Genomic DNA, 23,735 nt, shown 5'->3' with positions numbered 1-23,735 from the left:
CCCGGCCGAAGGGGTGGCCCGCGGTGCGACACGGGCCACCCCTTCCTCATGTCATCTCACAGCACCGCACGTCAGGAGCTCGGGCAGTGCTCCCACGCCATGTGGTAGATCGTGCTGATGTCGCCGTCCGTCGAGTCCATCGTCATGAAGCTGACCGCGCCGGGCGCCGAGGTGCCGGCGCTGACCCGCAGCTCCGTGTTGATGTTGAAGTTGCGCTGAACTCCGCAGGGCGCCCAGACCAGTTGGGCCACGTCCGTGCTGTCGTTCGCCTGCCAGTTGTCGTCGTAGGGACCGTTGAACGGGTGGTTCTTGCTCGTGGTGTTCGACGAGCCCTGGAAGTAGTACGAGGCCTTCTGCGCACCGCTCGCGCCGCGCTGGAGCGAGGCGAAGCCCCGGTAGTCTGCGCTCGCGATGGCGTAGGTGAAGCCCTGCGGGACGTGGACGACCAGGTTGAGCTGGCAGTTCTTGCGGAACGCCGTGGGGTCGGAGTTGCCGCCGACCTGGGCGAGGTAGGCGCTGTAGGTCACCGTGAAGGCGGTGTTGTCCTCGGAGACGGCGACCGCCGTCGTGCCCTGCGGGCAGCCCGAGCCGTTCACCGTGGCGACGTTGATGACGATCTTGTCCGGGGGCGGGTCGTCGAACACGGGTGAGGACGCGTGCTGCATGGGCAGCGCGGTGGTGAGAAGAGCGGCGACGGCGCCGCTCAGGAGGAGCCCACCAGGCATGGTTTCTCCTTGGGGTTGGGGGGTGGCTGCGCCCCAAGTCTTTGAAGAACCAATGAAGTTCCTGTGAAGACCGACGGCGCGCTCGCATCGTAGGGAGCCCCACAGGAGGTGGTCAGGGCGAACTCAGGCCATTCACAGACGCGTCTTTCACATTCTCTCCACAGTGTGTGAACTCTGTTGAAATAAGCGGCCGTTGGCCGTTCCGTCCCCAGGCCCTTCACAGCGGCACATCAAGGAATCCTTCAGGTACGGCCGTAACTTCCTTGCCATGACGCCGGTGTCGACGCGGAGATGGCCAGGAGGCTGATGACCAGGAAGCACTGATCGGGGATCGCCGATCACACCCCGAGCGGCTGCCGCTCTTCGGCGGACTCGGACTCGGTCCGCGTCTCCAGCGCCCTCTCCCGGCGATGGGCGCGGACCGAGTACGCCAGGGCGGCAGCCCACATCCCGTACAGCACGACGTACACCGGAGTGCTCACCGCACCCGACGCGCCGATCCAGTCACTTCTCAGCAGCGTACGGACGTTGGTCACGACGATGATCCCGCCGACCGCCGAGCCCAGCACCCGCGGCGGAACCAGCCGCACCAGCCAGGCGGCGACCGGCGCGGCCACGACTCCCCCGAGCAGGAAGGCGACCACCCACGTCCACTTGAGCCCCTGGGACCCGAGCGAGAACAGGAAGCCGAGACTCGCGGCCACCGCCACCAGGAACTCGCTCGTGTCGATCGACCCGATCACCTTGCGCGGCTCCATCCGCCCGCTCGCCAGCAGCGCGGGTGTACCGACGGGCCCCCAGCCACCCCCGCCGGTCGCGTCCAGGAACCCGGCGACCAGGCCCAGCGGCGCCAGGAACCGCTTCCGCAACGGCTTGCCGAGCTGCCCCTTCGGCAGCCCCTTGAAGGTGAACCGGGACATGACGTACACGCCGAGCCCGAACAGGATCAGCGACATCACCGGCTCGGCGACCTCGGTGGAGAGCTTCGACAGCACGGTGGCCCCGAGGAACGACCCGATCGCGCCCGGGACACCGATCCGCACCACGACCTTCCAGTCCACGTTCCCGAACCGCCAGTGCGAGGCGCCGGACATCAGCGTCGTACCGATCTCGGACAGGTGGACGGTGGCGGACGCGGCGGCCGGATTCGTCCCCATGGCCAGCAGCAGCGTCGTGGAAGTGACCCCGTAGGCCATACCGAGGCTGCCGTCCACGAGCTGGGCCCCGAGGCCCGCGAGGGCGAGCAGTATCAGCGTGCGCATGGGAGGCGACGCTAGGCGGCCAATCTGAACGGATCCTGAGACACGGATGAGGACGGCTCACAAGGACGGGCCCCTACGCCTGCAGCAGCGGTTCCACGACCTTCGCGAGCTGCGTCCGCGTCACCGCGCCCATCCGGGTCGCAGCCACCTTCCCGGCGCGGTCGACGACAATCGTGAACGGCATCACCTGGGTGTTCACCAGCCCGCGCGGCAACCGCAGGGCCTGCTTCCCCGAGGGATCGTGCAGGGACGGGTAGGCCAGGTGGAAGCTCTTCTGGAAGGCGCGACCGGCGGCGCGGCTGTTGTCGTTGTCGAGCCCCAGGACGCGCAGTCCGCGGTCGCCCCACGTCTCCTGGATCAGCTTCAGCTGGGGCGCCTCCGCCCGGCAGGGCCCGCACCAGGACGCCCAGGCGTTGATCAGGACGACCTTGCCCCGGTAGTCCGACAGCCGGATCGCGTCCCCGTCCAACGAGGTCCCCGTCAGATCCGCCAAGGCGGGACGCCTCCCCTCCTCGAAGGTCCGGGTGAGCGGATCCCCGGAGCCGGCGTGGCCGGTCGCCTCCGGGGACGAGCAGCCCGCGAGGATCACGCAGGCAGCGGCAACAGCCGCGTACGCACGTCGAGTTGTCATCATCATCGTCATCGCGGTCATTCTCCTCACCGCGCTTCGACGACAGGACTAGGGGCTATAGGACTACAGGGCTACGGGGCTACGGGTTCTCCCAGGCCGCGGGCTCCGCCGCCAGCGCCCGTACCGGTTCCGGCAGCGCGTCCGCCGCGATGTCCGCGAGGGTGACGCCCTCCAGGATCTTGCGGACGTTGGCGCGCAGGGCGATCCACAAGGGGAGGAGGGGTTCGGCGGTGCCGGTGTAGGCGAGGCCGGTGGGGCGTTCGCCGCGTACGGACACGATCGGGCCGTCCACCGCGCGGATGACGTCGGCGACGGTGATCGCGCCGGCCGCGCGGGCCAGCCGGTAGCCGCCGCCCCCGCCGCGCCGGCTGTCGACGATCCCGGCGCGCCGGAGGTCGCCGAGAATTCCCTCCAGGAATTTGTGCGGGATGTCCTGCGCGGTGGCGATGGTCTCGGCCTTCACCGGACCGTCCGCCGCAGGGCCGTCGTCACCCCGTACGGCGAGCTCCAGTACCGCCCGTACCGCGTAATCCGCCCGTGCCGAGATCCTCATGCGTCCATTGTGGTCCGTTCTGGCGTAGAGAATGGCCCCGCACGACGGCCTCCTGGGACGACCACGGAAAATGGCTTCGCACGTGCCGCCGACGGACCGGACCCGGGAGGAGCTTCCAGTGGAGCTGAGCAGGCGTACCTTCAGCACCCTCGCGGGCACGGCCGCGCTCGGATTCGCGCTGGGGGGTGGCAGCGGCGGCAGCGGTGACGCGTACGCCGCGCATGTCGTGCCGACCGGCCCGGCCCCCGCACCACCGGCCGCGGACGGGCAGCCCCACACGATCGGGTACGACCGCTACTCCCTGATCGTCGACGGGAAGCGCCTGGTCCTGTGGTCGGGCGAGATGCACCCCTTCCGGCTGCCGAGCCCGTCCCTGTGGCGCGACGTCCTGCAGAAGATGCGCGCCTTCGGCTACAACGCGGTCAGCATCTACGTCTCCTGGAACTACCACTCCCCCGCCCAGGGCAGCTACGACTTCACGGGCGTCCGGGACCTCGACCTGTTCCTGCGCATGGCCGCCGAGACCGGCCTCTACGTCATCCTGCGCCCGGGCCCGTACATCAACGCCGAGATCGACGCGGGCGGCTTCCCCGGCTGGCTCGTCGCCACGAAGGGCATCGCCCGCACCGCCGACCCGACGTACCTCTCGCACGTCGACGAGTGGCTCACCCAGGTCAACTCCATCGTCTCCAAGCACCTGTTCACCCAGGGCACGGGCACGGTCCTGCTCTACCAGATCGAGAACGAGTACGACGGTCAGCTCACCCACGCGTCCGGCGGCGCGTACATGTCCCACCTGTACAAGAAGGTGCGCGCCGACGGCATCGACGTCCCCCTGTTCCACAACGACAAGGGACGCAACGGCTATTGGACCCCGGGATCGTTCGACACCGGTGGGGACAAGGGCGGTTGGCTGTACGGCTTCGACGGGTATCCCTCGCCGTCCCAACTGCCTCCGGACTGGGGGCACTACGGGATCGGAGGGGCGAAGGGCGGGGCCACCGCCAGCCCCAAGACCCCTGGTTTCGTCCCGGAGTTCGGGGGCGGCTGGTTCGACCCGTGGGGCGGGTCCTGGTTCGACGGCAAGGGGTACGCGGAGTCGCGCCGGACGCGTGACGCGGCGTACGAGCGGCGCTTCTACCTCACCAACCTCGCCAACGGACTCACCCTGCACAGCGTCTACATGACCTTCGGCGGCACCTCGTGGGGCTGGCTGCCCGCGCCGGTCGTCTACACCTCGTACGACTACGGCGCCGCCTTCGACGAGGGCCGCAATCCGACCGCGAAGCTCGTGCCGATGCACCAACTCGGCCATCTGCTGCGGACGGTGCCCGACTTCGCCAAGCTGGACAAGGCGGCGGACGTCAAGGCGGACGGCCTGAAGGTCTACCACCTCACCAACGCCGACACCGGCGCGCACGTCTACGTCCTGCGCAACGACGGTACGGCGACGGTCACTTCGACCCTGCCGACCGCCACCGACGACATCGAGGTCACCGTCCCGGCCCAGGACGCCCGCCTCCTCGTCACCCAACTCGCCCTCGGCGGCCGTAAGTTGAGGTACTCGACGGTCACACCGATAATGTCCCTCACCACCGGCCGACAGGACATCGCCGTGTTCGCCGGGACGCGCGGCGAGATGGCCCACGTCGTCGTCGAGTGCCCCGAGGAGCCGGTGGTGACCCGGCTCGACGCGCAGGCCGCCTGGGTCTGGGACCGCGGCCTCCTGCACGTCACCGTCCCGCTCGGCATCGGCGGCCTGACCCGGGTCCTCGTCCAGGCCGGCGGCGTCGACAACTCCCTCCTGCTGGTCTTCGCCGACGAGGCCGGCTCCGTACGCCTGTGGCCGTACGAGACCGGTTCGGGCACCGCGCTGGTCTACGGCCCGGCGCTGCTGCGCGAGGCCACGGTCAGCGGGACGACCGCCCACCTCACCGGCGACACCATCGGCGAGACCGGCCTGGAGGTGTGGGGCCCGCGCGGCATCACCGACGTCACCTGGAACGGGCGGGCCGTGCCCGCGACCGTCACCAACGCGGGCAGCCTGCGCTCGAACCCGGACGCGCTGCTGCCCGGGGTGCCCGCCGTACCGCTCCCCGCACTCGACGGCTGGCGGCGGAAGGTGGAGAACCAGGAGGCCGCGGTCGCCTTCGACGACTCCAAGTGGACTGCGGCGGACCGGACTTCGACGTTCAGCACGACGGCGATCCCCGCCGGGCAGCCTCTGCTCTTCGCGGACGACTACGGCTTCCACTACGGGGACGTCTGGTACCGGGGCCGGTTCACCACGACCTCGACCGACGCCCTGGAGTCGGTGACCCTCGCCTACAGCACCGGCACGCAGGGGCTGCTGATGGCGTGGCTCGACGGCGAACCGCTCGGCACGCACCGGATGCCGGTGCCGACGAACACCAGTGTGCGGCAGGGCAGTTGGGCGGCCAAGGCGACCTTCGCGATCCCCGAGAAGCAGCGCACGGCCGGTTCGCACGTCCTGTCCGTGCTGGTGCGGCGGATGCAGCACGACCAGGACGGCAAGGCCCTCGACACCCACAAGGTCGCGCGCGGGCTGACGGCGGCGACCTTCAAGGGCGCCTCCCCGAAGGTGAGTTGGCGACTCCAGGGTGAGACGACACCCGATCCGGTGCGCGGGCCGCAGAACAACGGCGGGCTGTACGGCGAGCGGGAGGGCTGGCACCTGCCGGGGTACGCGGACACCGGGTGGGAGGCGGTGACACTCCCCCGCGCCGACAAGCGGCAGGGCGTGGCCTGGTACCGGACCAGCTTCAAGCTCGCCGTGGACACCGGCATCGACGCCTCGATCGGCCTCGTCCTCGACGACGACCCGACGCGCGCCTACCGCGTCCAGATCTTCCTCAACGGCTGGAACATGGGCCAGTACATCAACGACGTGGGCCCGCAGCACACCTTCGCCCTGCCGAACGGCATCCTCAGCACCCGGGGCACCAACACCCTCGCCCTGGCCGTCCTGTCCGACGGCACGACACCGGCGGGCCCGAAGGACGTACGGCTGACGCTGTTGGGGAGTGCGGCCGGAGGAGTACCGGTTGCGCCGGTGGCCTCGCCCGGCCGCTGACACCCCTTGGGTTCAGCTGATCCGGATCATGTTCCAGGACAGCGGCTCCAGTACGGCGGTCAGGGTGCCGTCCTGGAGGGTGGTGCCCTCGACCGCGTGCGGGGCCACGCGCTCCGGGTCGGTCAGGGTGTTGCGGGCGTCCGGGTCGGTGTCCGCGAGGGCGCTGTGCTCGACGACCGACGTCAAGTCCATCCCGTTCAGGCCGACTTCGAGCGGGAGCGACTCGGTGCGGCTGCGGTTGACGGCGAACACCGTGACCGAGCCGTCCTCGCCGCGCACGGCGGTGGCGTGCAGCAGGTCGGCCTCGCCGTACTGCTTCGTCTCGTGCTTCGGGGAGTCGACGCGGACGTCGAGGACCTGGCCACGGCCGTACTTCGAGGCCTGCGCGAAGGGGAAGAACGTCGTCTGGCGCCAGGCCGGGCCGTCCGGTTCGGTCATGATCGGCGCGATGACGTTGACGAGCTGGGCGAGGCACGCGACGGTGACGCGGTCGGCGTGCCGGAGCAGGGCGATCATGAGCGAGCCGAAGACCACCGCGTCCATGACGCTGTAGTTGTCCTCCAGCAGCCGCGGCGCCTCCGGCCAGTCGGCGGGGTCGGCGTTCTTCGCCTGCTCCTCCCAGTCCGACGTGTACCAGACGTTCCACTCGTCGAAGGAGAGGTTGATCTTCTTCTTCGACTTGAGGCGGGCGCCCACGTGGTCGGCGGTGGCGACCACGTTCTCGATGAAGGACTCCATGTCGACGGCGGAGGCGATGAAGGAGTCGAGGTCGCCGTCGGTCGGCTGGTAGTAGGCGTGCAGCGAGATGTAGTCGACCAGGTCGTACGTCTCCTGGAGGACCGTCGACTCCCACTCGGCGAAGGTCGGCATGGCCTGGGAGGAGGAACCGCAGGCGACGAGTTCGACACCGGCGTCGATCTGGCGCATCGCGCGGGCCGTCTCGGCGGCGATCCTGCCGTACTCCTCGGCGGTCTTGTGGCCCGTCTGCCAGGGGCCGTCCATCTCGTTGCCGAGACACCAGACCCTGATGCCGAAGGGGTCCTTGTCGCCGTGGGCGATCCGCTGCTCGGAGAGGGTCGTGCCGGCGGGGTGGTTGGCGTACTCCTGGAGTTCCAGGGCCTCGGCCACGCCCCGGGTGCCGAGGTTGATCGCCATCATCGGTTCTGCCTGGGGGCCGAGCTTCTTGAGGAAGGCGATGTACTCGGAGAGGCCGAAGCGGTTGGACTCCGTCGAGCGCCAGGCCAGGTCGAGGCGGCGGGGACGGTCCCCTGCGGGGCCCACCGAGTCCTCCCACTTGTAGCCGGAGACGAAGTTGCCGCCGGGGTAGCGGATGGTGGTGACGCCCAGTTCTCGGACCAGGTCGAGTACGTCCTGGCGGATGCCGGCGTCGTCCGCGGTGGGGTGGGTCGGTTCGAAGATGCCGGTGTAGACGCAGCGGCCGAGGTGTTCTACGAACGAGCCGAAGAGGCGGGGGTTTACTTCGCCGACTGTGAAGGCGGGGTCGAGGGTGAAGCGGGCGGTACGCATGTGCGCCTCTCGGGAGGGGTGGCTTGTGATTCGTTGGCGAGTGCGGGTTCGCTGTGGCTGGTCGCGCAGTTCCCCGCGCCCCTAGGTTCGTTCGAAATATCGCATATTGCTCGTAGCCTCGAACAGGACCGTAAAATCTCACCGTCTCCGCGTCAATGGGTTGGCCACTCTGCACTGTGCATTCTCGGGGGCGATTTCTGGACACAGCGGTCGTTCCCGGTCCCACAACGGCCACCGGATGACATGACGTTGGCAGTTGTGGGCGCGTAACCTCGGACCGGCTTGTGCAGCGGACGGTGGGAGGGGGGAGCGTACGACGTGGTGACGACCTTCCTCGGCGAGCTGTACACGTCCTTCGTGTGGGTCCCCACGGTGGTGCTCGGTGCCGCCCTCGCGCTGAAGCTGCCGGCGATCATCCGGATGTGGCGGGACCCGCTGCTGCGGGCGGTCGGCGGGCTGCTGCTGTTCGCCTGCGCGCTGTTCGTGTCCGTGACGCCGTCGGTCATCGGCTGGATCAACCGGGTCACCGGTGTCCCCAACTTCGCGGCGCCGTGGGCGTATTCGCTGCTCACCGCGTTCAGCGGGGCCGGGTTACTGCTCATCGTGGCCTGGCGCAACGGGCTGTCCGACCGCTCGAACACGACCCGGCGCGCCAGACGCTGGATCATCTCCGTCTACTCGGGCGTGATCGTGGCGCTGTGGGTGCTGTTCGCCCTCGCCGACGTGCCGGTGGAGCGGGTGCGGGACCTGGACACGTACTACGCCGGCACGCCCTTCATGCGCGAGGAGATCCTGCTCTATCTGCTCGCGCACACCGTGGCCGTGGTGATCACCGTGCGGCTCATCTGGAACTGGGTCCGCGCGGACGGCCTGCACGGCTGGCTGCGCTGGGGGCTGACGTTCCTGGGCGCCGGTTACGCGCTGAGCCTGGTCTTCGATCTCGCCAAACTCACCGCGGTGACGGCCCGTTGGACCGGGCACGACCTCGACGCCCTCAGCACGGACGTGGCTCCGTGCGCGGCCTGTCTCGCGGCCGTCCTGATCGCCGTCGGTTTCATCCTGCCGCACACCGGCCAGTTCCTGCACGGCCGCCTGCGCGTACGCCTCGCCCACCACCGACTCCGGCCGCTCTACGTCCTGATGCGCTCCGTCGACGGCGACGGCGTCCCCTTCCTGCTGTTCGCCGCGCCCGAACTGCGCCTGATCCGGCGGGAGACGTACATCCGCGACGTCCTCCTGCCCCTCGCCCGCCATCTCGACGAGGACCTCCGCGCCCGCGCCCACCTCGCCGCCCTCCGCCTCGGCTGGACCCCGGCCCGCGCGAAGGCCCTCGCGGCGGCGGTGGCGATCCTGGACGCCATCGACTCCGGCCAGGACAACCCCGGCGGCCATCCCGACACCGCCGACCTGCTCCAGGAGATCGGGCCCGTCTCCTGCGCGCTGCGGCACCGTGACGCGATCGACGCGGTGCGGGGTGCCGTTCAGGCCAATTCCGCGGCTCAGGCCAACTCCGGGACCGTACCGGCAAGTTCGGCGGAACCCGGCCGCCGTACTCCCCCCGCCCATCCCGCGGAAGCGCCCCGCTTCCTGCTGCCGCGGCGACGGTGAGGTGGCTGAGTCGGCGTATGTCCTGGCATATTGCAGCGGTGCGCACGAAGAAGGAGATGCGCCGGTTCGCCGGTGCCCTCATCGATCCCATGCGCGTCCCGGTCCCGGCCGACCCCGAGGCCCTGTTCGACGCGCTGGTCGACTCCGTCACGCGCTGGCGGGGGCGTGAGATCGTCGTCCGCCGCGAGGTGTTCCCGCCGCACACCGCCAGCGGGCTGTGGCTGGAGGGCGACACCTACGACGTCATCGTCATCGACAAGCGGGCCGCCGCCTGGCACCAGATCGTCATCTTCTGCCACGAGGTGTGGCACATGCACCAGCGCACCGCGCAGCCCACACCCCCGCCCACCGCCGACGGCAGCCCGCGCCCCGTCGCCGCCCGTACCGACTTCAGCCTCGCCGACGAACAAGAGGCGGACAGGTTCGGCATGTTGATGAGCGGACGGCTGCGACCCTGGCTCCAGGCGGCGGCCACGGCGAACCCCGCGCACGACCCCGCCGCGGCCGACGACGGCACGCAGGGTGTCGCCGGGCGGATCGGCGCCGCCCTCAACTACCGCGGGACCAGAAAATGAGCAGCCTGATCGACTACCTCAGCTGCGGCCTGCTGTGGCTGGGCGTGCTGGTGAAGACCCCGGACCTGATACGGCACTGGCGCGACCCCTATCTCCGGGTCATCTGCGTGTTCCTCGGCCTGGCCGGGGCCTGCTTGCCCCAACGTCCACCGCACCGCCCGCCGTTGGATTGTGGCGTACGCCATCATCCTCGTCGGCATCGCGGTGACGTTCGCGCTGGGCCGCACCCCCGTGGAGCGTCGCACCGACCTGGACACCTACTACGCGACCACGCCGTTCATCGCCGAGATGATCGTGCTGTACCTGGCCGGGCATCTCGCCGCCGTCAGTGTCACCGCGGTGTCGGCGCTGCGCTGGGCGCGGCAGGTGCACGGCTGGCTCCGCGCGGGCCTGATCACGCTGGGCGTGGGCTCGCTGTGCGGCGCCGGGTACAGCGTGACCAAGTTCGCGGCGGTCATCGCCCGTTGGAGCGGCCGGGACTGGACCCAGCTCGGCACGACGGTCTCGCCGGTCGCCGCCGGACTGGGCGCGGTCCTCACCGTCGTAGGCGTCCTGATCCCGCTGACCGGCCCCCGGCTGACCCAGTGGCGGCAGGCCCGGCGGACGTACGCCGGTCTCGAACCGCTGGAGCACGAGCTGGCCGAACTCCTCACCCGCCGCGCGCTACGGCTGCCCCGGCCGCGCTGGTCCTCCCCCGCGACCCGGCTGGTGTGGCGGCAGACGAGCATCCACAACGCGCTCGGCCACCTGGACGCGTTCTTCGACCAGGCCCTGTACGAACGGACGTTGGAGACAGCGGCACGCACGACGAGCGACCCGGAGCAGGCCGAGGCGACGGCATGGGCGGCGGTCGTGGCGGCGGCCGTGGCCGAGGAACGAAGGCACGACGCAGAGGAACAGGATGCCGACCCGCACCTCGCGCCCGCCGACGACCCGGACCGGCTCCCCGACCGCGCCCCCGGCACCGCCCTCCTCGTGCCCATCGCGGACGCGCTCACCCGGTCGCCGCTCGTCGCCGCCGCCCGGGTCCGCACCGGCACGACGGAAGGGAGCACCCGGGCATGAGCCTCATGGTGTATCTCGCCGCCGCCGTCTTCGGCCTGTCCTGCACCGTCCTGCTGCGCCGCCCCTGGCGGATCCCGCGCGACCCGCTGACCCTGTCCACCTGCGCGGCGATCGTCCTCGGCTCGCTGGCCCTGGTCTGCTCGGCACCGCTGACCCTGGGCACGGTCAACCGCCTCACCGGCGTCCCCAACTTCGGTGCCCCGCTGACCTACGGCATGCTCTCCGCGTACAGCTGCTCCCTGCTGGTCCTGCTGATCCACTGGCGGGGCGGTTCCCCCGCCCGGATCCGCCGCATGGTCCTGCGCAGCATGGCCGCCTACGGCGCGCTGATCGTGACCATCGTCGTGCTGTTCACGCTGGCCGACCCGAGCACCGAGCGGCTCACCGACCTCGACACGTACTACGCCGAGACGCCGTACATGCGCGAGATGATCGTGCTCTACCTGCTCGGGCACAGCGCGGCCACCCTGGCGCTGTGCACCGTGTGCGTCACCTGGGCCCGCGAGGTGACCGGCCTGCTCAGGACCGGCCTGCAGCTGATCCTCCTCGGCACCCTGCTGGACGTGGTGGGCTTCCAGCTCGTCAAGTACACGGCGCTGGTGGCCCGTTGGACCGGCCACGACCTCGACTTCCTCTCCACCGGCGTAGCCCCGCCGATGGCTTCCCTGGCCGCCCTGACCTGTTCGGCCGGCTTCGCCCTCCCGCGCCTGCTGCCCATGGCCCGAGCCCACTGGCGCGACCTCAACGACCTGCGCGGCCTGGGCCCGTTGTGGTCGGAGGTCCGCTTCGCGTCCATCGCCCCCAAGCCCCCCAGCGCCCTGCGCCAGCTCCCCCGCATGCGCCTGCACTGGCGCGAAGTCTCCATACACGACGGCCTGTTGGCCCTCACCCCCTACTTCGACGACCACCTCCGCGAACGCACCCGCCACGCCGCCCTCCACGAGGGCCACTCCCCCCACGAGGCCCGCGTAACGGCCGAAGCAGCCATGGTCGCCGACGCGGCCCGCCGAGCCGCCGCCCAGGAACAGCCCTTCAACACCCCGAGCACCTACCGCCTCTACGCCACAGAAGTCTCCGACACAGTCGGCTTGGTAGAACTGGCAAGGGCCCTGGCCCAATCACGTCTCATGGCAACCCCGGCGGAACCCAAAACGCTGGAGACCCTGGAGAGTTCAGGCGACTGAAGGCTCTTTTGCTTTTAGGGGCGCGGGGGCTGTATCAAACTGCGGCTCCGCCGCGCGGGCGCGACCAACCCTCACGGGAGGCCTTTGTCTTTAGGGGCGCGGGGCTGTATCAATCTGCGGCTCCGCCGCGCAGGCACGACCAACCCTCACGGGAGGCCTTTGTCTTTAGGGGCGCGGGGAACTGCGCGACCAGCCCCCACCGGCCCGCGGACAAAACTCAACCTCACCCGGCAAAAGCAGGCTGCACCATTCCCTTCCCGGCCCCCGGCACAACCAACAGCGAACCAGCCACCGGATGCGGCGACTTGAGCCCCACCCGAGCAGTCGTAACGTACAAGTCAGTCAAATCCGCCCCCCCGAACGCACACGCGGTGACCAGCGACGCCGGCAAAGAAACAACCCGCTCCAACTCCCCGTCCGGCGTATACCTCCGCACCGCACCCCCACCCCACAAGGCCACCCACACACACCCATCCGCATCCACGGTGAGCCCATCAGGAAACCCCGCGCCGACCTCAACCTCCGCGAACCGCCGCCGCTTCGACACCCGCCCGTCCGCGTACTCGAACACATCGATCCGCCGAGTAGGAGAGTCGACGTAGTACATCAACCGCCCATCGGGACTCCACCCAGTCCCATTGCTCACGGCCACGTCATCAAGAATCAGCTGCACAGAGCCGTCCCCGGCAACCCGGGACAACGTCCCCCCACACGCCGCCTCGTCGTACCGCATCGTCCCCACCCACAACGCCCCATCAGGCGCCACGGCCGCGTCATTGGCCCGCCGCCCGGCAACAGGCTCCCGATGCAACCACCGGAACTCCCCACCGGGATCAACAAGCCCAACCCCGTCCCGCAGATTGAGAACGAGCCCCCCACCAACCCGGGGCTTCGCGGCCCCCACATGCTGCTCGGTCACCCGCACAGTACGCACGCCCGACGACGGGTCGTACGTATGCACCCGGGACCCAAGAATGTCGATCCAGATCAACCGCCCCGCAGCCGCATCCCACGTCGGCCCCTCACCGAGCGTCGCCTCGGCCCGCACAGCCACCTCGTACGTCATCCCACGCTCCGATGCCCAAGCCGCTCCGACAGTTCAGCCGCACCCTTCGCGGCAAGCTGCTCCAGCTCGACCCGCCGCTCATCGCTCCACCGGATCATGGGAACGGAAATGGAAAGGGCGGCGACAACCTGCCCCGTACGGTCCCGAACCGGCGCCGCGACACACGACACATCCGGATTCGACTCACGGCTCTCGACGGCGACCCCCCGCTCACGGATCTCGGCGAGAGCCTCCCTCAACGCCCCCGGCTCGACAATGCTGTTGGGCGTCATCGCGACCAACGACACATCGGCGGGGATACGCGCGCTCAACTCCGGCTCGGGCAGCGACGCGAGCAGCATCTTGCCCACGGACGTGCAGTGCGCGGGCAGCCGACGCCCCGCCGCCGACACCATCCGCACCGCGTGCGTGGAGTCGACCTTGGCGATGTAGATGACGTCGGTGCCCTCGAGGATCGCGACGTGCACGGTCTCGTCGCAGGTCTCGGCGACGGACCGGGCGACCTGCTGCCCCTCGGCGGCGAGGTCGAGCTGCTCGGCGTATCGGCTCCCGAGCTGGTACGGACGGACTCCGAGCCGGTAACGTCCCGGCTGTCCGGGCACGGGCACGATGTACGACCGCGCGGCGAGGGTGGTGACCAGTTCGTGCACGGTCGTGCGCGGCAGCTGCAGCTTGCGCACGATGTCGGGGGCGGAGAGCGTCCCGTCCCCGTCGAGGAAGAGCTCGAGAATATCGAGAGCCCGGGTCACGGCAGGTACGAGTCGTCCCACAACCGGCCCCCTTCTTAGATGTCTATGGGCGGATGCCTATGGGTGGCTGTTCGAGATTTCAACTGGCGATCGGCATGACGAACACAGGCTAGCCATAGAGGGTTGCACGGGCAATGGTCGCGTGACCATGTGACTACCGAGCGGCCCTGGGATCGCCCAGTTCACCACGCAACCGCTGGGCGCGCAGCACGAGTTCGAGCTCGAACCGGCGGTCCGGGTGGTCGATCTCGTCCCCCCACAGTTCGCGGATCTGCCGAAGGCGATACCGCACGGTCTGCGGATGCACCCCGAGCCGCGCGGCCACCTCCGGCGCCCCGCCCCGCGTCTCCAGCCACGCCAGCAGGGTCTCCGCGAGCCGCCGCCGATGCGTCGGCCCGGAGTGCGCGAGCGGCGCGAGACACCGCAGCGCGAGATCGTCGATCAGCTCCTCCGGCTGAAGCAGCACCAGCGCCTCGGTGTGCTCGGTGCAGTACAGAACGTCCCCGCCCGGCAACAGCCCCCGCTCCATCAGCCCTACGGCCGCCTCGGCCCACCGCGCCGACTTCACCGCGTCGGCCAAGGGCACCGGTGGCCCGATCGCCCCGGCCCAGCCGGTCAGCGCCCGGTGCAGCAGCTCGGGCCGCCCGGCGGCATCCGGCTCGGGCACGACCATGCGCGGCTGCTCGTACTCCATGTCGAGCAGCACCTCCTGCCCTACGGCGGGGGCGACGGCCTCGCGGGCCGGGCGCAGCAGAACGCCCACGGCGACCTTCTCCGGCAGCGGCCAGCCGATACGCGCGGCACGTTCGCCGAGGGCCTCGGTCGGGTCGCCCCGGTGATGCTCGGCGAGAAGAAGCTCCATGAGCCGCCGCTGCAGCCGCAGCCGCTCCCCCGCCTGCCGGGCGGCGGCCTCGGCGTACCCCCGCACGGACTGGTCGACGAGCCCGTCCAGATACTCGTACCCCGCGTCGACGAGCGCGTACATCGCGGGCGGCGGGATCTCGACCCGCTGCCCGATCTCGGCCAACCTCCGCCAGGCGAGCCGGACTCCCATCCGGTAGATCGCCTGGAGCGAGTCGAGGCTGCGGCCGTGCAGGCCCTCACCGCGCCCGAACTCCTGGAAGACGCCCGGCGGTACGGTCGGACGCCCCTCAGCGGTCTCCAGGTGCTGGACGAAGACCTCGATGGCCCGCCGGATGCCGACCAGGGCCATCGGCTCACCCGAGTCGTCGAGAACCAGGGGCAGTTGGGGATGCTCGCGCCGGATCTCCCGCAGGATCTCCTCGGCGAGCGCGGGCGCCTCGGCCATGGCGATCGCCGCGAACTCCCGTACCTGGAGTCGCGGTACGTCATGCCACGCGGAGCGCGCGATCACGGTCGCCGGTGGTGCGGACACGGGGTCAACTCCCCTGGTCCGCTTGCTCGTACGTGACCAGAGGCGTGTTCGGCTGGGCCGGTCTGGCGTCCAGCAGGGCGACGACACCGAGCGCGGCGCCCACGGCGAGGGCGGCGGCCAGGACCATGGTGAGTGCGGCGGCGAGCAGTCTGGGCATCGCGGGGTCAGCCTCTCTGTCCTGAGGTCCGTGCGCCCTGCCCCTGCCCGTCGGCCCAGTGTCGGCAGACATTGACACTCCGTCAAGGGGCGCCTACGGTTCCCGGCCCAAGAGCGGCCCGAACTCCGTCACCAACCTTCACTGGAGTGTCCGGATGCGCCGTACGACCTCTCCAATTTCCTTGATCCTGCTGGGACTTGGCACGTTTCTGCTGGTCCTGGCGCCGCTGCTGGCGTGGTACGTCGAGCCGCGGGCGGCCGTGACCCCGATCGACATCGACACCACCGCCGTGTACCGGGGCACCGGAAGCTACTTCGACACCGGCGAGCTGCGGACCGTGGACGACCAGCGGATCACCGTCACCCAGCAGGTGCGCGGCGATGTCGCGGACAGCGAGAAGAGCGGGGACGCGGTCTGGGACGTCACGACGACCGTCGACACCGACAAGTCGCTGCCGGCCGCCGATCCGCACGACGCGCTGGAGTTCTTCCCCAACCGCTGGGTCACGGACCGTAAGACCAACAAGCCCGTGCACTGCTGCCACGAGAACCCGTACTTCGAGGGCGACGCCTTTCTGAAGTTCCCGTTCGACGTGCGGAAACAGCCGTACCAGTGGTGGGACAACTCCCTTGGCGCGACGGTGACTCTGCGTTACTCGGGGACCAAGAAGGTGCAGGGCTACTCGGGTTACGTCTTCAAGGGCACGGTCCCGCCCACGAAGATCGGCACCCGCCTGGTCCCAGGCAGCCTCGTCGACCAGCCCAAGTCCCCCCAGATCCTGGCCGAGGAGTGGTACTCCAACCACGGCATCGAGCTGATCGTCGACCAGCGCACGGGCCGGGTGATCTACGCCCGGACCGGCCCCCGCCGCACCCTGCGCGCCCCCAGTCACGCCTACGACGCGGTCCTCCTCCTGGACGCCGACAAGCTCGCGTTCACCACGGCCACGCAGCAGGAACAGGTGAAACTGGCGAAGCGCGAGAGCGGCCAACTGCGCCTGGTGGGGCAGTCGTTGCCGATCGGTGCCGCTGTGGCCGGATTCGTCCTCGCCGTGGCGGGCGGCGTTTTGGTGCTACGCGGCCGCCGACGCCCCGAATCACCCGCTTCGGCCGAGTATCCACCCACGATGTGACGTGACGTCAGTTCTAATAACCCCGGAAATTGTCATGCGGGTGAGTAGCCGTCAGGAACGCCGGGGCGAAAACTGTCCAACCCACCCCGGCACAGCCCACCCACAGAACTCCGCACCGCGCCCCGCCCCTTGCCGCACCGACCCCGGGGAGTTCCGCCAGAGTTCCGCGCCATGATCCGCCCGAGTTCCACCCCCTGATCCGCCAACGTTCCGCACCCTGAGACGAGTTGGAGCACCCATGCCCCAGCACGTGCCCTATCCGCTGCGCGCCCCGTTTCCCCCGGTCACGCAGCAGCCCACGGCGCCGGTGCCGCAACCGCGCCGGATCGTCTTCCTCGCCCACCGGGACCTCGACAATCCCCAGGCCGGTGGTTCCGAACTCCTCGTGGACAGACTCGCCGACGGCCTGACCCGACTCGGCCACCAGGTCACCCTGTTGTGCGGCGGCCCGGCCGCCTACCGCGACTATCGCGTGGTGTCGGCGGGCGGTGCGTACGGTCATTTCCTGCGCGCCCGTTCCGCCTTCGCCCAACAGATCGGTGACTGCGACCTGTTGGTCGAGGTGTGCAACGGGATGCCGTACTTCGCGCCGGTGTGGCATCGCGGGCCGACGCTGTGTCTGGTCAACCATGTCCACACGGATCTGTGGAAGATGCGGTTCGGCGGGCCGATGGCACCGGCGGCGCGGATCGGGCGAAGACTTGAACACTGGGCGCTGACCGGGGCGCAGCATCGTGGGCTGTTGGTCGCGGTGTCTCCCTCGACGGCGGACGCGTTGCGCGGGATCGGGGTCGAGCGGGATCGGATCCGGGTTGTCCACAACGGAGTTGAGGAACCTGCGCCTCGTTCCGCGCGTTCCGTCGAGCCGCTGTTCGTGGCGGTGGGGCGGCTTGTCGAGTACAAGCGGATCGATCTGTTGCTGCGGTTGTGGGAGCGGGTGCGGCCCGTTGTCGGCGGGCGGTTGCTGATCGTCGGGGACGGGCCTGAGCGGGAGCGGCTTGAGCGGCTCGCCGGGCCCGGTGTGGAGTTCACCGGGCATGTCTCTGAGGCTCGTAAGCATGAACTGCTGTGTGCGGCCTGGTTGTTGCTGCATCCCTCCGCGCTGGAGGGGTGGGGGTTGGTAGTGACTGAGGCTGCGGCTCGGGAGACTCCGGCGATCGCGTTTGACGTGCCTGGGCTTCGTGACTCTGTCGTGGACGGGGAGACGGGGGTCTTGGCCCGGGGGGAGTCCTCGTTTGCTGCGGCCTGGTGCACGTTGGCTCTGTCCGGGCTTCGGCGTGAGGTCATGGGTAAGGCGGCGTGTGATCGTGCGGCGCGTTATCGGTGGGATCGGACGGTTAGACAGTTTCGTTTGGTGGCCGGTGAGGCGGTGAAGGGCTGGGGGTCGTGAGTTGGCTGCGGGGCGGTGGGGGCTGGTCGCGCCCCGCGGCGGAGCCGCATATCGATACAGCCCCGCGCCCCTTAAGGGGCGCTGTACCTCACCGGCAATTCAAGGACCCGTCTCTTCGCCGCTCCCTCACCCTCTTTCGGGCCTTTCTGCGTGAGCAGGACGAGCCGGAAGCCTGCTACTCCCTCCTCGCCCGTGATGCTGCCGATCAAGTCGAGGCCTATGACGGGCCCGTTGCCGGCCGCACAGTCGTAGACGTCGGCGGGGGCAGTGGGTACTTCACCGAGGAGTTTCGGCGGCGTGGTGCTCATGCCTACCTTTTCGAGCCGGACGTACGGGAGTTGGGGGAGAAGGCGCCCGACGGGACCGTCATCGCGGACGGGTATTTGTTGCCCCTGTCCGATGGGGTCGCGGACGTGACGTTCTCCTCCAACGTCCTTGAGCATGTGGCCGATCCGGAGACGTTTCTCAGTGAGCTGGCTCGGGTGACGCGGCCCGGTGGGCTGATCTATGTGTCGTTCACCAACTGGCTGTCCCCGTGGGGCGGTCACGAGTGGGCGCCGTGGCACTACTTCGGTGCCGAGCGGGCCCGCGCCCGCTACCGGCGCCGTACCGGAAAATCGGCCAAGCACACCCTCGGCGAGAACCTGTTCGCCGTGCACATCGGCGCCACCCTGCGGCAGGTGCGCGCCCGTGACGACGTCGTGGTCGTCGCGGCGCGTTCCCGCTACTGGCCCTTCCTCGACCGAGCCGTCGTAAAAGTGCCCGGCATAAGGGAGTTGGCCACCTGGAACCTCCTCCTCATCCTCCGGCGGTGTCCACCATGACGGCGACCACGGTCCAGGCCCCGCCCCCGGCGGCCGATCCCACCACCACGACCATCGCGGGTCCCCCGGAGGGGCCGAGGTCGTGGCGCTGGCTGCTGGGGTTCTGGGCCGTGGTGTTCGTGCTGTTCCTCGCCGTGCACCCGGGGCGGCAGACCTTCGACACCAAGCTCGGTGTCACCGTGGATCCCGGTCAATTCCTTTCTGATCTAGGGCAGTTGTGGCACGACCGGGGGTCGTTCGGCGGTATCCAGGACCAGTACGCGGGCTATCTCTGGCCGATGCTCCCGTTCTACTGGCTGGCCCATGCGGTGCAGTTGCCGGTGTGGCTGGCGGAGCGCCTGTGGTTGTCCCTGATCCTCTCGGTCGCCTTCTGGGGCGCCCTGCGGCTGGCCGAGCGGCTGCGTGTCGGCAGCCCGGCGTCCCGGCTGCTCGCCGCCGTGACGTACGCGTTGTGGCCGGTGTTCACGATCGTCGTGGGGTCGACCTCGGCCGCCGCGCTTCCGGGGGCCTTCCTCCCGTGGGTCCTGCTGCCGCTCACCAACGAGCGCTATACGGCCCGGATCGCGGGCCTGCGCTCGGCGTTGATCGTCCCGTTCATGGGTGGGGTCAACGCGGCGGCGACCCTCGCCTCGCTCCTCCCCGTCGGCCTGTATCTGCTCTCCCGGCCGCCCGGACCACGGCAGCGCAAGCTGATCGCGTGGTGGGTGCCGGGGGTGATCCTGGCGACGGCTTGGTGGTGGATCCCACTCCTCATGCTCGGCGTCTACGGCGAGAACTTCCTTCCCTACGTGGAGACTTCGCAGACCACGACCGACACCATGTCGGCGACGGAGGGCCTGCGCGGAGCCGGTGACTGGGTCGCCTATCTGCATCTCGGGGAGGCCTGGATACCGGCCGGCTGGACGGTCGCGTCCTCGGTGATCGTGATCGTCTGTTCGGCGCTCGCGGCCGGGCTGGGGCTGGCCGGGCTGGCCAGACGGGACATGCCGGAGCGGCGGTGGCTGGTGCTGACCGCCGTGACGGTCGCGCTGATCCTGTTCGCCGGGTACGGCGGCGCGTTCGGGGCGCCCTTCCACGGGCTGGTGCAGGACTGGCTGAACGGCCCGCTTGTCCCCTTCCGCAACATCTACAAGTTCCAGGCGGGCCTGGCCCTCGTACTCGTCCTGGGCCTGGCCCACCTGGTGGGCGTGGCCGCCGAGACACGCGGAGCCCGCCCGGTGCCGGGCCGCCGGCTCGTCCCGCTGATCGCGGTGATCCTCGTGCTCCCGGGCCTGGCGTGGCCGTATCTAAACGGGTCGATCCTGAACCCGGGTTCGTTCCAGCACCTCCCCAAGTACTGGCAGTCCACGGCCGATTGGCTGCACAAGTACTCCCCCGACTCCCGCGCCCTGGTCGTCCCGGCGACCGCGCACGGCATCTACACCTGGGGCTCCCCCATCGACGAACCCCTCGACGTCCTCGCCGACTCCCGCTGGGCGGAACGCGATTACGTCCCGATGGGCACCCCCGGCAACCGCCGGGCGATGGACGCGGTGGAACAGGCACTGGCGAGCGGGAGTGAAGTCCCGGGCCTGGCCGACTACTTGAGCCGCGCGGGCATCTACTACGTCGTCGTACGCAACGACCTGGACCCCGACCAGATCGGCTATGTCCCGACCACCACCGTCAAACGCACCCTGGAGCAGTCCGGCTACCAACGGGTGACGGGCCTCGGCCCCGTCATGACCGGCGGCCGGATCGCCAACGACACCCCGCTCCAGGTCGAGGGCCTCTACCCGCGCCAACGGGCGGTGGAGATCTACGAACCGACGAGCAAGGACGTGATCCGCCCGGGCCAGGCAGGCCTGACGCCGGTCTCCGACACAGCGGTGGTCTCCGGCGGCCCGGAGTCCCTCCTCCCCCTCGCGACCGAACTCAGGGGCAGGGCAACGGTGTTGACGGGCGACAACCACCCGGGCCTGGGATCGCCCGCGCTCCAGGTGGTCGGCGACGGACTGCGCCGCGCCGACACCCGGTTCGGCCTGGTGGACGCCAACACGTCGTACACATACACCCCCGACGAACGCAACGCGCCGGACGCGGTCCAGGACGCCGGCAAGAAACCGAAGCAGATCCTGCCGACGAAGGGCATCGCCCACCAGACGGTGGCAGAGCTGCGCGGCGCCCGTTCGGTGACGGCGTCCTCGAGCGGCAACTGGCTGTTCTCGCTCCCCCAGTTCGACCCGGTGAACGCCTTCGACGGCAACCCGGACACCGCGTGGGCGGAGGGCGCGGCGGGCTCACCGAACGGCCAATGGCTGCGCATCGGCTTCGCGGGCGGGTCGTACGACATGCCGGGTTCGTTCAAGGTCACCCCGCTCCCGCAGGAGAGCGTGCGGGCGGCGGCGACGGAGGTGAGGGTGGAAACGGCGAAGGGCTCGGCGACCAGCTACCTCCAGCCGAACGGCATGACGCAGACCATCAAGGCCCCCTCGGGCGCCACGAGTTGGATGAAGCTGACGATCGTCGACTCGGTCGCCCGCCACACCGGCCTGACCGGCGCGGGCTTCTCAGAGATCACCCTTCCCCACGTCCAGGTGACCCGGCTCCTCAAGCTCCCCACAGACGCCAATGCCTCCGACGCCTCCGCCGAGATCATCTCCCTGCACCGCACGGCCGACCCGACGGGCCTCTCCCCGACGGGCACGGAGGCGGGCCTGCACCGCACGTTCTCGACGTCGACGGCGGGAACGTACGAGATGAAGGCGAGCGCGGTGGCAACCCCGGGCGAGGAGTTGGACAAGCTCCTCTACGAGGTCGCCCCGCCCCAACAACACCGGATCACGGCAACAGCGGACTCCACAGCGGCACTTGGCACAGGCCTCTCCGCCCGCGACCTCACGGACGGCGACCTGACGACGGGCTGGATCGCGGGTGACCGGCCGACGATCCACCTCACCTGGACCGGCAAACAGCCAGTGGGCGAAGTGGTGTTGGCCCCGGCGGGCGGCCTGTCGACGCGCCCGACCGAGGTCGACATCACCTCACCGGACGGCTCGACGATCGCCGGCGTGGACGAGAACGGCGTAACCCGCTTCGACCCGATAACGACGGACAGCCTGACCATCACGATCACGAAAACGGCCCCCCTGACCCTCCACAACCCGATAGCGGACGACAACCTCCAACTACCGGTGGGCCTGACCGAGGCCTACATCCCGGCTCTTGACCAGTACCGCACCCCACAGCCGGACCCCTCCCGCCCCTTCACCCTGCCCTGTGGAAAGGGCCCGGTGGTGGCGGTGGACGGCGAGCTGTACGAGACGAGCGTGCAGGGAACCGTAGGAGACCTGACGGCCCGCCGGGAGGTTCAGGTGACGCTCTGTCAGCAGGGGCGGACCGACTCCGGGTTGAAGCTGACGTCGGGCACACACCGGGTGGAGGCAGGCGACGCGGGCCCCCTGACCCTCACGGACGTGACGCTGACCCGCGGAACGGTCACCGAACCCACCGCCGCCGCCCGCCAGTTGACGACCCAGGACTGGCTGGGCGACCGCCGCGAGGTGACCGTCGGCTCGGGCACGGCCTCGTACCTCACCACGTACGAGAACTACAACACCGGTTGGCAAGCCACCCTGAACGGCAAGAAGCTGACCCCGCTCCGCCTGGACGGCTGGCAACAGGGTTGGCGCGTCCCGGCAGGCGCGGGCGGCAAGATCAAGCTGACATACGAACCGGCGACAACATACGAGGCCGGCCTCATCGGCAGCGCAGCCGCAGTGGCCATCCTCCTGGCCCTGGTGATCTGGCGCCGCGACGAACCGAGTTCCGACGAACTGCAACCAGCCCCACCCCTGCCCGGGCTGTGGCTGGGCACGGTTGCGCTGACGCTGGTCGGGGTGGTGATCGCGGGTTGGTTCGCCCTCCTGGTCCCGGCACTGGCGTTGCTGGCCTACCGCCGCCACGCGCTGCTGGTCCCGATCGCGTTCGCCGCAATGGCAGGCGCGGGCATCGCGGCGGCGACGGGAGCGGACGAACCGGTAGGCGCAGGCGAGGGAGCCTTCAGCCACACGGCCCAACTCCTAGCCCTGATCGCCTTGTTCGCGGCACTGGCAAGCGTCCAGGAGTGGAGCGCCCCGACAGGGGCGCGGGGAACTGCGCGCTCAGCCCCCACCGACCCGCACCCAAGGGACGAACCGGAATGACCACACTCAACGAACCCCGCTCCCCCACCCGCATCCCCTTCCCCACAGTCGACGAAATCGCCCGCCACTGCCACCAATCCACCGAACCGGAAACCGTCCACATAGAGGTCCACCTCCCGGGCCCCATAAACCCGGAACGGCTCCGCACCGCATTCACAGAGGCCCTGCACCACCACCCCCGCATCCTCATGCGCGAGGCCCCCGGCCCCTGGTACCGCCGCCACTACGAATGGGAGCTGACCGACACCCCGGACCTGGAGGTGGTGACCTTCCCACCCCCCACCCAAGACGCCCTCAAACAGGCCCGCACCCGCTCCCTGGACCACACCCCACCCCTGACCGCATCCCCACCGATCCGCCTCGAAGCAGTAGCCCACCCCCACGGAACCGCCCTCATCCTCACGGTCAACCACACGGCACTAGACGGCCCCGCCTGCCTCCGCATCCTCGCCACCGCAGCGGAGCTGTACGGAGGCAAGGACAACACCCCGACCGCCCCACCAACCCGCCCTCCAGACACCCCAGAACCCCCCGAGAACACCCCGTCCACATGCTGTCTCTTATACACATCTGACGCTGCCGACGAAGGCTTAGGTGTAGATCTCGGTGGTCG

At 69.7% G+C, this 23,735-nt stretch carries 18 protein-coding genes and 1 pseudogene; 10 read left to right on the top strand and 9 right to left on the bottom strand.

The window, feature by feature from the left end:
* Nucleotides 1–71: 71 nt before the first annotated feature.
* The 4 genes from OO69_RS45185 to OO69_RS45170 form a co-directional block, all read right to left on the bottom strand.
* The gene (locus OO69_RS45185) at nucleotides 72–725 is read right to left on the bottom strand and encodes a DUF4360 domain-containing protein (protein ID WP_033286840.1); all 654 of its coding nucleotides are present in this window, start codon (nucleotides 723–725) and stop codon (nucleotides 72–74) included.
* A gap of 338 nt (nucleotides 726–1,063) precedes the next feature.
* Complete coding sequence (locus tag OO69_RS45180) at nucleotides 1,064–1,987, bottom strand: sulfite exporter TauE/SafE family protein (RefSeq protein ID WP_033286839.1); 924 nt, start codon at nucleotides 1,985–1,987, stop codon at nucleotides 1,064–1,066.
* 73 nt (nucleotides 1,988–2,060) lie between these two features.
* Complete coding sequence (locus OO69_RS45175; RefSeq protein WP_234444700.1) at nucleotides 2,061–2,630, bottom strand: TlpA family protein disulfide reductase; 570 nt, start codon at nucleotides 2,628–2,630, stop codon at nucleotides 2,061–2,063.
* Between the two features lie 67 nt (nucleotides 2,631–2,697).
* Complete coding sequence (locus tag OO69_RS45170; RefSeq protein ID WP_033286837.1) at nucleotides 2,698–3,171, bottom strand: RrF2 family transcriptional regulator; 474 nt, start codon at nucleotides 3,169–3,171, stop codon at nucleotides 2,698–2,700.
* A gap of 118 nt (nucleotides 3,172–3,289) precedes the next feature.
* Between OO69_RS45170 and OO69_RS45165 the strand changes: the two genes are divergently transcribed.
* The gene (locus tag OO69_RS45165) at nucleotides 3,290–6,265 is read left to right on the top strand and encodes a glycoside hydrolase family 35 protein (protein WP_033286836.1); all 2,976 of its coding nucleotides are present in this window, start codon (nucleotides 3,290–3,292) and stop codon (nucleotides 6,263–6,265) included.
* 12 nt (nucleotides 6,266–6,277) lie between these two features.
* On the opposite strand, the gene OO69_RS45160 is transcribed toward OO69_RS45165, so the two are convergent.
* Nucleotides 6,278–7,792: an alpha-N-arabinofuranosidase gene (locus OO69_RS45160; protein ID WP_033286835.1), complete on the bottom strand. Its 1,515-nt coding sequence runs from the start codon at nucleotides 7,790–7,792 to the stop codon at nucleotides 6,278–6,280.
* Between the two features lie 318 nt (nucleotides 7,793–8,110).
* On the opposite strand from OO69_RS45160, the gene OO69_RS45155 reads away from it, so the two are divergent.
* The 4 genes from OO69_RS45155 to OO69_RS45140 all read left to right on the top strand — a co-directional run bounded on the left by OO69_RS45155 (nucleotide 8,111) and on the right by OO69_RS45140 (nucleotide 12,224).
* The gene (locus tag OO69_RS45155) at nucleotides 8,111–9,400 is read left to right on the top strand and encodes a DUF6545 domain-containing protein (protein WP_234444699.1); all 1,290 of its coding nucleotides are present in this window, start codon (nucleotides 8,111–8,113) and stop codon (nucleotides 9,398–9,400) included.
* A 38-nt stretch (nucleotides 9,401–9,438) separates the two neighbouring features.
* Nucleotides 9,439–9,975 (top strand): toxin, encoded by a 537-nt coding sequence (locus tag OO69_RS45150; protein WP_078652872.1) that lies wholly within the window; start codon nucleotides 9,439–9,441, stop codon nucleotides 9,973–9,975.
* A 171-nt stretch (nucleotides 9,976–10,146) separates the two neighbouring features.
* The gene (locus OO69_RS49135; protein WP_324604588.1) at nucleotides 10,147–11,040 is read left to right on the top strand and encodes a DUF6545 domain-containing protein; all 894 of its coding nucleotides are present in this window, start codon (nucleotides 10,147–10,149) and stop codon (nucleotides 11,038–11,040) included.
* Nucleotides 11,037–12,224 carry an MAB_1171c family putative transporter gene (locus OO69_RS45140; RefSeq protein WP_033286834.1) on the top strand — a complete coding sequence of 396 codons (1,188 nt, stop codon included), beginning with the start codon at nucleotides 11,037–11,039 and terminating at the stop codon, nucleotides 12,222–12,224. Before OO69_RS49135 ends, OO69_RS45140 begins: the two co-directional genes overlap by 4 nt.
* A 223-nt stretch (nucleotides 12,225–12,447) precedes the next feature.
* Here the strand turns inward: OO69_RS45140 and OO69_RS45135 are convergent, their stop codons facing one another.
* The 4 genes from OO69_RS45135 to OO69_RS52750 form a co-directional block, all read right to left on the bottom strand.
* Entirely contained in the window at nucleotides 12,448–13,290 is an 843-nt protein-coding gene (locus OO69_RS45135; protein WP_033286833.1) for an SMP-30/gluconolactonase/LRE family protein, read from the bottom strand.
* A complete protein-coding gene (locus OO69_RS45130; RefSeq protein WP_033286832.1) occupies nucleotides 13,287–14,060 on the bottom strand; it encodes an IclR family transcriptional regulator in 774 nt (257 codons plus the stop codon). Before OO69_RS45130 ends, OO69_RS45135 begins: the two co-directional genes overlap by 4 nt.
* A gap of 133 nt (nucleotides 14,061–14,193) precedes the next feature.
* Complete coding sequence (locus OO69_RS45125; protein ID WP_033286831.1) at nucleotides 14,194–15,435, bottom strand: helix-turn-helix domain-containing protein; 1,242 nt, start codon at nucleotides 15,433–15,435, stop codon at nucleotides 14,194–14,196.
* 4 nt (nucleotides 15,436–15,439) lie between these two features.
* A complete protein-coding gene (locus tag OO69_RS52750) occupies nucleotides 15,440–15,592 on the bottom strand; it encodes a hypothetical protein (protein WP_199811161.1) in 153 nt (50 codons plus the stop codon).
* 154 nt (nucleotides 15,593–15,746) lie between these two features.
* Between OO69_RS52750 and OO69_RS45120 the strand changes: the two genes are divergently transcribed.
* The 5 genes and pseudogenes from OO69_RS45120 to OO69_RS53345 all read left to right on the top strand — a co-directional run.
* Nucleotides 15,747–16,724 carry a DUF3068 domain-containing protein gene (locus OO69_RS45120; RefSeq protein ID WP_033286830.1) on the top strand — a complete coding sequence of 326 codons (978 nt, stop codon included), beginning with the start codon at nucleotides 15,747–15,749 and terminating at the stop codon, nucleotides 16,722–16,724.
* 238 nt (nucleotides 16,725–16,962) lie between these two features.
* Entirely contained in the window at nucleotides 16,963–18,114 is a 1,152-nt protein-coding gene (locus OO69_RS45115) for a glycosyltransferase family 4 protein (RefSeq protein WP_033286829.1), read from the top strand.
* 50 nt (nucleotides 18,115–18,164) lie between these two features.
* The gene (locus OO69_RS45110; protein WP_051801761.1) at nucleotides 18,165–18,938 is read left to right on the top strand and encodes a class I SAM-dependent methyltransferase; all 774 of its coding nucleotides are present in this window, start codon (nucleotides 18,165–18,167) and stop codon (nucleotides 18,936–18,938) included.
* A complete protein-coding gene (locus OO69_RS45105; RefSeq protein WP_033286828.1) occupies nucleotides 18,935–23,122 on the top strand; it encodes a DUF3367 domain-containing protein in 4,188 nt (1,395 codons plus the stop codon). Before OO69_RS45110 ends, OO69_RS45105 begins: the two co-directional genes overlap by 4 nt.
* A pseudogene (locus OO69_RS53345) lies at nucleotides 23,119–23,735 on the top strand (hypothetical protein); the annotation flags it as partial. The gene OO69_RS45105 and the pseudogene OO69_RS53345, both read left to right, overlap by 4 nt.

The sequence above is a fragment of the Streptomyces sp. NRRL F-525 genome (genome assembly GCF_000716605.1).
Classification (GTDB): domain Bacteria; phylum Actinomycetota; class Actinomycetes; order Streptomycetales; family Streptomycetaceae; genus Streptomyces.
This window is presented reverse-complemented; position numbering and strand designations above follow the sequence as displayed.